We start from the raw sequence: 10,829 nt of genomic DNA on the forward strand, positions 1-10,829 counted from the left end.
TGCTGGACCTTGGCTTTGCCGAGGATCTGGAGTTCATCCTGGGCTCGGCGCCGGAAAACCGGCGCACCCTGATGTTCTCGGCCACCGTGCCGAAAGAGATCGAAAAGCTGGCTGCAACCTTCCAGCGCGATGCCTTCCGTCTGCAAACCCAGGGCGAGGCGCGCCAGCATGGCGACATCGAATACCGGGCCGTCAATGTGACCGCGCGCGACAAGGAACACGCCATTTTCAACGTGTTGCGCTATTACGAGGCGCAGACCGCCATTGTGTTCTGCAAGACCCGGATGAATGTGAATCACCTGCTGGCGCGCATGGGGAACCGTGGTTTCCAGGTGGTCGCGCTTTCGGGCGAGTTGTCGCAATCCGAGCGGATGCACGCGCTGCAAGCGCTGCGCGACGGGCGTGCCCGGGTCTGCATCGCCACCGATGTGGCGGCGCGCGGCATCGACCTGCCGGGTCTGGAGCTGGTGGTGCATGCCGATCTGCCCTCGAACAGCGAAACTCTGCTGCACCGCTCGGGGCGGACGGGGCGCGCGGGCAAGAAGGGCACTTCGGTGCTGATCGTGCCACCGGCCGATTTCCGCAAGGCCAGCCGCCTGTTGCAAGGCGCCAAGGTTGTGGCCGAATGGGGCAAGGCGCCCTCGGCCGATGAGGTGCAGGAGCGCGATGATGCCCGCCTGATGGAGCTGCCGCTGTTGCAGGATCGCCCGGGCGAGGAGCTGGCTTTGGCCGGGCAACTGATCGCGCGGTATGGCGCCGATCACATGGCCTCGGCCTTTGTGCGGCTGTGGCGCGAGGCGCGCTCGGCGCCGGAAGTGCTGCAAGACGCCGTGGCGCCGGGACAGGCTGTGGCGGCGGCACCGCGTGATCGCAACGCCTTTGGCGAGGCGGAATGGTTCCTGCTGTCGGTCGGCCATGAGGGCCGCGCCGAAGCGCGCTGGCTGCTGCCCAAGCTGTGCGACGGTCTGGGCATCACCAAAAACGAGATCGGCGCGATCCGCGTGCAACAGACTGTGACCTTTGTGCAAATCGCCAAGGCCTCGGCTGGCAAGGTGCAGGACGGGGTCGAGCTGGAGCCGGGCCTTGTGCTGAACCGGGTCGAAGGCGAGCCGCAATTTGGCCGCCCCGAACGCGCCCCGCGGGCCGATTTCGGCGCCAAGCCGCGCGCGCCCCGGCCCGAGCGTGCCCCGCGCAGCGAAAGCCGTGAAGAGCGTCCCTATCGCGAAAAGCCCGCCTATGCGCCCAAGCCTTCGCGCTTTGTCGAGGAGGAGGGCGGCGAGGCTGCCGCGCCGCGCAAGCCCTATGTGAAACGCGATGAGGCGGAGCGTAAACCCTATGCGAAGCGCGAGGACAGCGAGCGCAAGCCGTATGTGAAGCGCGACGATGCCGAGCGTAAGCCCTATGCCAAGCGCGAAGACGGCGATCGCAAACCCTATGCCAAGCGCGACGAGGGCGACCGCAAGCCTTGGGCTCCGCGCGAGGATGGCCCGCGCAAGCCCTATGCCAAGCGCGAGGAGGGCGACCGCAAGCCCTATGCCGCGCGCAGCGAGGATGGCCCGCGCAAACCCTATGTGAAGCGCGACGAGGCGCCTGCGCCCAAGCGTCCCTATGCGCCGAAAGGCGAAGGGGCCGAGGGCGCAGAGCGCAAGCCGCGCTGGAAGGCCGATGACCGCACGGGCGCCAAGCCCGCGCCGCGCTCGACCGGGTTCAAGTCGCATGGCGGCGGCAGCGAGGACAAGCCGGGCCGCGCCTTTGGCGCCAAGTCGCACAAGACCGAGGGCAAGCCCTTTGCCGCCAAGCCCGCGCGGGCGAAACCGGCGCCCAAGCCGGTGGATGCGCGCGACACGTCCAAGCGCTTTGTGCCGCCGAAGAAAAAGTGATCTCTGGGGGGCCGCGATTTTTCGCAGAAAAATCGAGGCTTCGGCCAGATCAGCGCAGGCGCAGCTTCGGCTGCGCCTTTGCGTTTTCAACATGGCCGATGACGCAGGCCTCGCCATGGCCATGGCGCTGAAACACGGCCAGCACCGCCTGTGCGGCCTCGGGGGCGCAGGCCACCAAAAGCCCGCCGCTGGTCTGGGGGTCGGTGGCAAGCGCTTGAAAAACCATCGAAACATCCTCGGCCATGTCCACATCTGCGCCATAGCTCTGCCAGTTGCGCGCACTTGCGCCGGTGATGCAGCCCGCCTCGGCCAGGGCGCGGGCCTGCGGCAGCAGCGGCAGGGACTGAAGGTCGATCACCACATCCACGCCCGAGCCACGCGCCATTTCCAGCCCATGCCCGGCAAGGCCAAAGCCGGTCACATCGGTCATGGCATGGACCGTCTCCATCGCGGCCAGATCGGGGCCCGGCAGGTTCAGCCGGGTCGTGGTTGCCACCAGTGTCGCGTAATCTGCGGCGGTCAGGGCCGCCTTCTTCAGCGCCGCCGAATAGACCCCGACGCCCAAGGGCTTGCCCAGGATCAGCACATCGCCCGGCCGGGCACCGGAATTGCGCTTGAGCTGGCGCGGATCGACCAGGCCGATGGCGACCAGCCCATAGATCGGCTCCACCGAGTCGATGGTATGGCCGCCCGCAATCGGGATGCCCGCCGCCCGGCAGGCCTCGGCGCCGCCTTCCAGAATGCGGCCGATGGTTTGCGGGGACAGCTGCTTGACCGGCATGCCGACCAGCGCCAGCGCGAGGATGGGGCGCCCGCCCATGGCATAGACATCGCTGATCGCATTGGTGGCGGCGATGCGACCGAAATCGACTGGATCATCGACGATCGGCATGAAGAAATCGGTGGTGGCGACCAGCGCCTGCGTGTCGCTCAGCCGATAGACGGCGGCATCGTCCGAGGTTTCGGTTCCCACCAGAAGTTCGGGCGGCACCGGCAGGGCGGGCGCGGCGCGCAGGATGTCTTGCAGCACGGCGGGGGCAATCTTGCAGCCGCAGCCGCCGCCATGCGACAGCGAGGTGAGGCGGGGTTCGGGCGGCTGGGTCATCGGGCAATCTCCGGGATGCGGCGGGCCAGCGCGTCGGCGGCCCGGTCAAGCGCCTCGGGCGAGAGCGCGGCGAGGGGGAAGGTGTCGCGCGGCAGGTCGCTGCGGGCGCGGTGTTTGGCATAGCGCGGGTCGTAATGGTGCTGCATCAGCGCCTCGGCCAGATCGGCAAAGGCCCCGGCGGCGGCAAGGGCCTGCCAGGTCTCGATGCGTTTCGCCGGGTGATAGGGGCGCAGCTGGTCCAGCGTGGCCAGCAGCCGGGCCGGATCGGTGGTCACATCCTGATAGGCGCGGGCGAGATAGGCGGCCCGGTCGGCGCGATGCGCCTCCAGCTCGATCCGCGGGGCTTGGGTCATCGCGCGCCACAGGACCGGCGGCAGGCGACACTGGCCGATCATGGCGCTTTCCGCCTCCACCACCAGCGGGCGGTTCGGGTCCAGCGCCGCCAGCGCATGCGCCAGCCGCCCCTCGAACATGCGCTGCGAGGGCTGCGGCGCGCCGCGCCCGCCAAACAGCGAGCCGCGATGGTTGGCCAGCCCCTCAAGGTCGATCACCTGCACCCCGCGCTGCGCCAGCCGGGCCAGAAGCTCGGTCTTGGCAGAGCCGGTATTGCCATCCAGCAGCACCAGGGGCGCGCGCAGCGGCGTTTCGGTCAGCTCGCGCAGAACCAGCCCGCGCCAGGCCTTGTAGCCGCCCGCAAGGGTTTCGACCCGCCAGCCAATCTGCCCGAGGATCAGCGCGAAAGAGCCGGAGCGTTGCCCGCCGCGCCAGCAATGCACCAAGGGGCGCCAGCCGCCGGGCTTGTCGGCCAGGGCCTCTTCGATATGGCGGGCCGCATTGCGGGCCACCAGCGCGGCGCCGATCTTGCGCGCGGCGAAGGGGGCGACCTGCTTGTAGATCGTGCCGACGCGGGCGCGTTCGGCATCGTCCAGCACCGGCAGGTTGATCGCGCCGGGCAGGTGATCCTCGGCATATTCGGCGGGCGCCCGCACGTCGATGATTTCGTCAAAGCCGTGGCGGGCGAGGTCGGTCAGGCTGGTCAGGGTGACGGGCATCGCCTCAGCCCTGCGCCGGGATCAGGGCCTTGATCCCCGCCACATGGGCCGCCGAGGCGGCACAGGCATCGGCGGTCAGGGCGCGGGCCTCGGCCAGCAGGGTTTCCGGCGGCGCGAGGCGGTCGACCAAGCCCCAGGCCAGCGCCTCGGGCGCCTCGATCCGGGCGCCGGCCATCAGGATCATCTTGGCGCGGGCCGGGCCGATCAGCGCGGCAAGGCGGGCCGGATCGGAGGGTTGCGGCAAGAAGCCCAGTTTCATCACGGGATAAAAGAATTTGGCGCCCGGCACCGCCAGCCGCAGGTCGCAGGCCAGCGCCATGCCCATGGCGCCGCCCGCCAGCGTGCCGTTCAGCGCGGCGATGGTCAGGCAGGGCAGGGCGGCCATCGCGCCGGACAGGCGCTCCCAGACCGGATCGGTGGCCAGACCTGCACGGGCCTCATCCAGATCGGCGCCTGCCGAAAACACCTTGCCCGCCCCGGTCAGGATCAGGGCGCGGGGCGGGTCATGGCGCGCGGCCTCGGCGGTTTCAGCCAGTTGCACCAGCATGGCGCGGGTCAGGGAATTGGCCTTGTCGGGGCGGTTCAGGGTGACGGTCCAAAGCCCGTCTGCCTTGTGAAGGTCGATCATGCGAGGCCCAGCTCCCGGCGAATGGCTGCATCACGCAGCGAGATTTCCTGCCCGCGCCAGCGGTCGGCGGCAGGGCTGCACATCCAGACCAGCGCGCGGGCGGGCCAGTCGGCGGGGATATGTTCCGCCCAGTCGATGCGGCTGACCGCGTTCAGCCCCGAGGCGCGGATGGTGCGCTGCATGTCGGTGGCGACCGTGCCGGGCGAGAGCGACAGCACGCGCAGCCAATGCCCTTCTTCCTCATGCAGGGCGCGGGTCAGCATCGCGGCCCCGGCCTTGGCGGCGCAATAGGCGCTCCAGCCCTCCAGCGGGCGATGCGCCGCGCCGGAGGACAATGTGATGACGGTGCCGCCGCCTTGCGCACGCAGGATCGGCAGCGCGGCCTGCATGCCGTGAAACACGCCTTTCAGGTTGATGTCGAGGGCGCGGCCCCATGCCGCAGGATCGGCGGCCTCGATCCGGGCGATCGGGTCGATCACGCCCGCGTTATTGATCATGACATCCAAGCGCCCAAAATGGCGCTGTGTTCGCGCCAGCGCCTGCGCAAGCGAGGCGGCCTCCGACACGTCGCAAGGCAGTGCTAGGGCCTGTGTTCCAAGGCTTTGCGCCAGGGTTTCCAGCGCGGCGCCATCCCGTGCCAGCAGCGCGACCGAGGCCCCCGTCGCCACAAAGGCACGCGCGGCCTCTTGCCCGATTCCCCGGCTTGCGCCGGTTATTGCCACCACCTGTCCCTGCATGTTTCTGCCTGCTTTCCTCTGCATCCAAAGATTGTTACCTCATGCACGACCGCTTCGGAACCCTTGGCGCATGCACAGGCTTGACCGGGGCGCGGCGGATGAAAGATGCTCGCGCATCATTTTGCAGCAGGGAAGGTTTGATTATGAAACAGTGGGCATTGTTGGGCACGACGGCCTGTGTGGCGCTTCTGGCGGGGAATGCCGCCCTGGCAGAGGTGACGCCGCAGGAGGTTTGGGACAATTGGAAGGCGCTCAGCACCTCTTACGGTCAGACCATGACCGTGGCGAGCGAGGAGAATGACGGCGAGACGCTGACGGCGACCGGCATCGTCATCACCAGCGAGCAGGACGGGGCCAAGGCCATCGTCACCATCGACGAGGCGACCATCACCGATGGCGGCGACGGCACGGCGGTTCTGGCCCTGTCGGATGTCATCAAGATGGAGATGACCACTGCTGCTGCGGCGGATATGCCTGCGGTCACCACCAAGATGTCGATCACCGCGCCGGGCATGGAAACCACCGTGTCGGGCAGCGCCGAGGAAATGACCTATGACCTCGCGGGCGACAGCATGACCATCAAGCTGGACGGCATCGAGGGCGAGAAAGTGCCGTCGGACCTGAAGGTCGAGGCGGTGCTGGCCGGGCTGGCCGGGCAATATGTCATCGGTGGCAGCGACGCGGAAAAATCGGTGGGGTCGGAGTTTTCGGCCGACAGCCTTGCCGTGACCTTTGGCGGCTCGAACCCCGAGGATGGCAGCAAGGTGGCGGGCACCGTGAACATGGCGAATCTGACCGGCGCGTCGGATTCGACCATGATCGGCGACATGACCAAACTGGCCGAGGCGCTGAAGGCCGGCACGGCGATGGAAGGCAATTTTGCCTATGAAAGTGCCAGCTTCGATTTCACCATGACCGATGCCAGCGGCGAGACCAAGGCGACCGGCACCAATGCGGGCGGCGATCTGAACTTTGCGATGGACGGGGCGGCGCTGTCCTATGGCGGCACTGCCAAGGATGCCAGCTTCACCGTCTCGGGCGGGCAGATCCCCTTCCCGCAGGTCAATCTGGCCTATAAGGAAGGCGCCTTCAACCTGCTGATGCCCGTGGCCAAATCGGACACGCCGGCCGATTTCGGCTTCATGATGAAGCTGGCCGATCTGACCATCTCGGATGACATCTGGAACATGATCGACCCCGGCAAGCAACTGCCGCGCGACCCGATGACCGTGCATCTGGACACCACCGGCAAGCTGAAGCTGACGGCCGATCTGATGGATGAGGCCGCCATGGCCAACATGCAGGGCACGCCGGGCGAGCTGCACGCGCTGGACATCAAGGCCCTGCAAGTGAAGCTGGCGGGGGCCGATGTGACCGGCACCGGCGCGCTGACCTTCGACAACAGCGACATGACCACCTTCGCGGGCGTTCCGGCCCCGACCGGCACCATCGACCTTAAGGCCGTGGGGGTGAATGGTCTCTTGGACAAGCTGATGGCGATGGGTCTGGTGCCCGAGGATCAGATGATGGGGGCGCGCATGATGCTTGGCATGTTTGCCAAGGTCGTGGACGGCCAGCCCGACACCATGACCTCCAACGTGGAGTTCAAGGACAAGCACCTGTTCGTGAACGGCATGCAGCTGCAATAAGCGGCGCTGTGGCTGCCGCTTTCTGGCAAGCGGCGGGGACAGGATGACTTAGGCTCTGGCAACAGGGCAACGGGCCGCCCCGGTTTGGGGCGGCCTTTTCAATGGGGGCAGCCATGTCGGACGCGGTGTTTGCAGAGCTGGAGGCGGGCCTTGGCGCGCGGCTGTTCACGGTTTCGGTGCAGGATGAGGCCGCAGGCGTGGCGCGCCGCGCCTATAGCAACGATCCGGTCACCTATCCGCTGACGGTGCCGAAACCGATCCAGCACGATGCCTGGTCCGATCTGGTGCTGGTTCAGGGCCGCACCTTTGTGGCCAATAGCGTGGCCGAGTTCGGGCCGCATTTCTTCGATCATGCGCTTCTGGAGGCGATGGGCCTGCGCTCGGCGGTGAATGTGCCGGTGATCTGGCAGGGGCGGGCGCTTGGCACGATCAACCTGCTGGATGCCGAACAAGCCTTTCCGCCCGCGCGGGTGGCGGCGATCGAGGCCGCCATCGCCGCGCGCCTGCCCGCGCTGGCGGCCGCCATGCAGGCAGTGATGGGGGCAGGTGGCCCCTATGAGGCGCGGCTCGCGCGGCTGCGGCAGCGCATGATGGAGGCGGGTGTGGATCTGGTGGCGCTGGCGCCGGGCGCGCATCTGCGCTGGCTGACCGGGGCTGCGCCCTTTGCCGATGAGCGCCCTTGCCTCGCGCTGATCGGCGCGCGCGGGGCGGGCTGGCTGATGCCCGCGCTGAATGCCGCCGATATGCGCCAGCACACCGATTGGCCGTTCTGGGAATGGGGCGATGATGCCGGGCCGGTGGCGGCTTTGGCGCAGGCTTTGGCCGAGTTGGGGCCGGTGGCGGCTGTCTCGATTGACGAGACGATGCGCGCCGATCACGCGCTGTTGCTGCTGGATGCGCTGCCCGAGGCGCAGCGCGGTTTCGCGGCCGAGACGGTGGGCTGGCTGCGCCTGCGCAAGGAACCGGCGGAGCTGGCCGCCTTGCGCGAAAACGCCCGCATCGCCGATCTGGCGCAGCAGGCCCTGCGCGGCGCGCTGCGCCCCGGCATGACCGAGCGCGCCTTGGCCGAGGTGGCCCGCGCCGCCTTCAAGGCCGAGGGCGCGGTGCCCGAATTCACCATCATCGGCGCCGGGGCCAATGGCGCCTTCCCGCATCACCACACCGGCGAGACGGTCATTCAGCCCGGCGATGCCATCGTCTGCGATATTGGCGGGCGCAAGGACGGCTATTATTCCGACATCACCCGCATGATGATCTGCGGCCCCGCCCCCGAGGGCTATGAGGCCGTGCATGCCGTGGTGGAGGCGGCGGTGCAGGCCGCGCTGGCCGCGATCCGCACCGGGGTGACGGCGCGCAGCGTCGACGCTGCCGCGCGCGGCGTGATCGTGGCGGCGGGCTATGGCGCCTATTTCACCCATCGCACCGGGCATGGGCTGGGGCAGGAAATTCACGAGCCGCCCTATATCACCGGCGTGTCGGATGTGGTGCTGGCCCCCGGCATGGTCTTTACCATCGAGCCGGGCATCTATCTGCCGGGGCGCTTTGGCATCCGGCTGGAGGAGGTGGCGGTGGTGACCGAGACGGGCTGCGAGATATTGTCGGCGCTGCCGCGCGCAGCCTTCTGCGCATAAGGCTTGCTTAACGCCTTTCTGCGACTTACCTGCAAAGGCGCAAGGAAAGGACGACCGATGACCGATCTCGCCCCGCTGACCCATGCTTTGCTGGAGGCCGCCCGAAAGGCCGGGGCCGAGGCTGCCGACGCCCTGGCGGTGCAGGGCACCTCGCTGTCCATCGACATCCGGCAAGGCGCGCTGGAACAGGCCGAACGCTCGGAAGGGATCGAGCTGGGCCTGCGCGTGCTGATTGGCGGGCGGCAGGCCTGTGTCTCGGTTTCCGATACCTCGGCGCGCACGATTGCCGATGTGGCCGAACGCGCGGTGGCCATGGCGCGCGAGGCGCCGGATGATCCCTATGCCGGGTTGGCCGACCCCGGTCAGATCGCGCGCGGCTGGGATCTGGCGGCCTATGATCTGGCGGAAAGTGCCGAGGAGCCCTCGGCTGCCGCGCTGGAGGCTGCGGCCCGCGCGGTGGAGGGCGCGGCCATGGCGGTGGCGGGCATCACCCAGGTGCAGGCCTCCGCGGGCTATGGGCGGCGGCAGATGTATCTGGCCGCCACCAATGGGTTCGAGGGCGGCTATGCCCGCACCACCCTCTCGCAATCGGCGGTGGCCTTCACCGGCAGCGGCACCGGGATGGAGCGGGATTATGCCGGGGAAGCAAGGGTTTACCAATCCGACATGCCCTCGGCCGAAAGCATTGGCGCATTGGCGGCAGAGCGGGCCCTCGCGCGGATGGGCGCGCGCAAACCCGCCACCGGCACCTTCAACGTGCTGTTTGACGAACGCGTGGCGCAAAGCCTGATCGGGCATTTGCTGGCCGCGATCAACGGCGCCTCGGTGGCACGCGGCTCCAGCTGGCTGATGGATGGGCTGGGCCAGCAGGTGCTGCCCAAGGGCTTTGACCTGATCGAAGACCCGCACCGCCCGCGCATCTCCGGCTCGCGCCCCTTTGACGCCGAGGGCCTGCCGACGCAGCGCCGCAAGATCGTGGAGAATGGCGTGCTGACCGGCTGGACCCTCGATCTGGCCACGGGGCGCAAACTGGGCATGGCCAGCACCGCCAATGCGGCGCGGGGCACCACCTCGGGGCCGTCGCCCGCCACCTCGAATATCGACCTGACGCCGGGCACCGCCACGCGCAAGCAGTTGATCGGGCAGATGGGCACCGGGCTGCTGGTCACCTCGATGATCGGCTCGACCATCAACCCGACCACGGGCGATTATTCGCGCGGCGCGGCAGGGTTCTGGGTCGAGGATGGCGAGATTGCCTATCCGGTGAATGAATGCACCATCGCGGGCAATCTGCGCCATATGCTGCGCGATTTCGTGGCGGCAAATGACGCGCGGGCGCATCTGGCGACGCGGGTGCCGTCGATCCTGATCGAGGGGATGACGCTTGCCGGCACATGACCTCGCCCTGATCTGTGATGCGGCACGCCAGGCCGGCGCCATTGCGCTTGGCTTCTGGCGGCAATCGCCGCAAGTGTGGGAGAAACCGGGGCTTGGCCCGGTGACCGAGGCTGATCTGGCGGTGAATGCCCATCTGCGCGCCATGTTGCAGGCGGCGCGGCCCGATTACGGCTGGCTGTCCGAGGAAGACCCGGACGGGCCTGCGCGGCTGGAGGCCGACCGGGTTTTCGTGCTGGACCCGATTGACGGTACCCGCGCCTTCATCGCGGGCGAAGAGCATTTCGCGGTGTCGCTGGCGGTGGTGCGGCAGGGGCAGTCCTTGGCGGCGGTGGTCTATCTGCCCGCGCGCGACCGGCTGTATTGCGCAAGCGTGAACGGGCCAGCGCTGTGCGACGGCCAGCCCATTCAGACCAGCGCGCAGCCCAGCGAGGTGGGAGCCCGGGTGCTGACCACCGGCCCGACGCTTGCGCCTGAGAACTGGCCTGGCGGGGTGCCGGATGTGAAGCGCAGCTTCCGCGCCTCGCTGGCCTATCGGCTGTGTCTGGTGGCCGAGGGGCGCCATGATGCCATGCTGACCCTGCGCCCGGCCTGGGAATGGGACATCGCGGCGGGGGCGCTGATCGCGGCGCGGGCAGGGGCGGTGGTGACGGATCGCCACGGCGCCGCGCTGGTGTTCAACCGCGCGCATCCGCAGGCGGAGGGCGTGGTTTGCGCCGCCCCCGGCGTGCATGCCGGGCTGATTGGGCGGC

General features: G+C 68.5%; 9 protein-coding genes. 5 read left to right on the top strand and 4 right to left on the bottom strand.

The annotated features are described in order from the left end of the window. Positions 1 to 1,880, top strand: a 1,880-nt coding sequence (locus JNN06_RS07010) for a helicase-related protein (protein ID WP_291238882.1), incomplete at its 5' end; no start/stop codon positions are given. Positions 1,881 to 1,929: 49 nt separating this feature from the next. Here the strand turns inward: JNN06_RS07010 and selD are convergent. From selD to JNN06_RS07030, 4 genes are read right to left on the bottom strand one after another with little or no spacing between them, the layout of a single operon-like run. After that, entirely contained in the window at positions 1,930 to 2,985 is a 1,056-nt protein-coding gene (gene selD, locus JNN06_RS07015; RefSeq protein WP_291238883.1) for a selenide, water dikinase SelD, read from the bottom strand. Next, positions 2,982 to 4,037, bottom strand: coding sequence for a tRNA 2-selenouridine(34) synthase MnmH (gene mnmH / locus JNN06_RS07020; protein WP_291238884.1), 1,056 nt, complete (start codon positions 4,035 to 4,037; stop codon positions 2,982 to 2,984). Before mnmH ends, selD begins: the two co-directional genes overlap by 4 nt. Before the next feature lie 4 nt (positions 4,038 to 4,041). Further along, positions 4,042 to 4,665: an enoyl-CoA hydratase/isomerase family protein gene (locus JNN06_RS07025; protein ID WP_291238885.1), complete on the bottom strand. Its 624-nt coding sequence runs from the start codon at positions 4,663 to 4,665 to the stop codon at positions 4,042 to 4,044. Next, the gene (locus JNN06_RS07030) at positions 4,662 to 5,402 is read right to left on the bottom strand and encodes an SDR family NAD(P)-dependent oxidoreductase (protein ID WP_291238886.1); all 741 of its coding nucleotides are present in this window, start codon (positions 5,400 to 5,402) and stop codon (positions 4,662 to 4,664) included. The genes JNN06_RS07025 and JNN06_RS07030 overlap by 4 nt, the downstream gene beginning before the upstream one ends. 143 nt (positions 5,403 to 5,545) lie before the next feature. Here JNN06_RS07030 and JNN06_RS07035 point away from each other — a divergent pair, with 143 nt between their 5' ends. The 4 genes from JNN06_RS07035 to JNN06_RS07050 form a co-directional block, all read left to right on the top strand. Beyond that, positions 5,546 to 7,051: a DUF2125 domain-containing protein gene (locus tag JNN06_RS07035; protein WP_291238887.1), complete on the top strand. Its 1,506-nt coding sequence runs from the start codon at positions 5,546 to 5,548 to the stop codon at positions 7,049 to 7,051. Between the two features lie 113 nt (positions 7,052 to 7,164). Beyond that, the gene (locus JNN06_RS07040) at positions 7,165 to 8,682 is read left to right on the top strand and encodes a M24 family metallopeptidase (RefSeq protein WP_366812580.1); all 1,518 of its coding nucleotides are present in this window, start codon (positions 7,165 to 7,167) and stop codon (positions 8,680 to 8,682) included. 57 nt (positions 8,683 to 8,739) lie between these two features. Next, the gene (locus tag JNN06_RS07045; protein ID WP_291238888.1) at positions 8,740 to 10,080 is read left to right on the top strand and encodes a TldD/PmbA family protein; all 1,341 of its coding nucleotides are present in this window, start codon (positions 8,740 to 8,742) and stop codon (positions 10,078 to 10,080) included. Further along, the coding region (locus JNN06_RS07050) for a 3'(2'),5'-bisphosphate nucleotidase CysQ (protein ID WP_291238889.1) at positions 10,067 to 10,829 on the top strand (763 nt) is incomplete at its 3' end. The genes JNN06_RS07045 and JNN06_RS07050, both read left to right, overlap by 14 nt.

Origin of the sequence: Gemmobacter sp. (assembly GCF_016792925.1) — a bacterium.
Lineage (GTDB): Bacteria > Pseudomonadota > Alphaproteobacteria > Rhodobacterales > Rhodobacteraceae > Gemmobacter.

What these genes read in the sequence shown, in the direction of transcription:
- selD (WP_291238883.1), bottom strand. Translation starts at nt 2,985, where the DNA reads ATGACCCAGCCGCCCGAACCCCGCCTCACCTCGCTGTCGCATGGCGGC.
- mnmH (WP_291238884.1), bottom strand. Translation starts at nt 4,037, where the DNA reads ATGCCCGTCACCCTGACCAGCCTGACCGACCTCGCCCGCCACGGCTTT.
- JNN06_RS07025 (WP_291238885.1), bottom strand. Translation starts at nt 4,665, where the DNA reads ATGATCGACCTTCACAAGGCAGACGGGCTTTGGACCGTCACCCTGAAC.
- JNN06_RS07030 (WP_291238886.1), bottom strand. Translation starts at nt 5,402, where the DNA reads ATGCAGGGACAGGTGGTGGCAATAACCGGCGCAAGCCGGGGAATCGGG.
- JNN06_RS07035 (WP_291238887.1), top strand. Translation starts at nt 5,546, where the DNA reads ATGAAACAGTGGGCATTGTTGGGCACGACGGCCTGTGTGGCGCTTCTG.
- JNN06_RS07040 (WP_366812580.1), top strand. Translation starts at nt 7,165, where the DNA reads ATGTCGGACGCGGTGTTTGCAGAGCTGGAGGCGGGCCTTGGCGCGCGG.
- JNN06_RS07045 (WP_291238888.1), top strand. Translation starts at nt 8,740, where the DNA reads ATGACCGATCTCGCCCCGCTGACCCATGCTTTGCTGGAGGCCGCCCGA.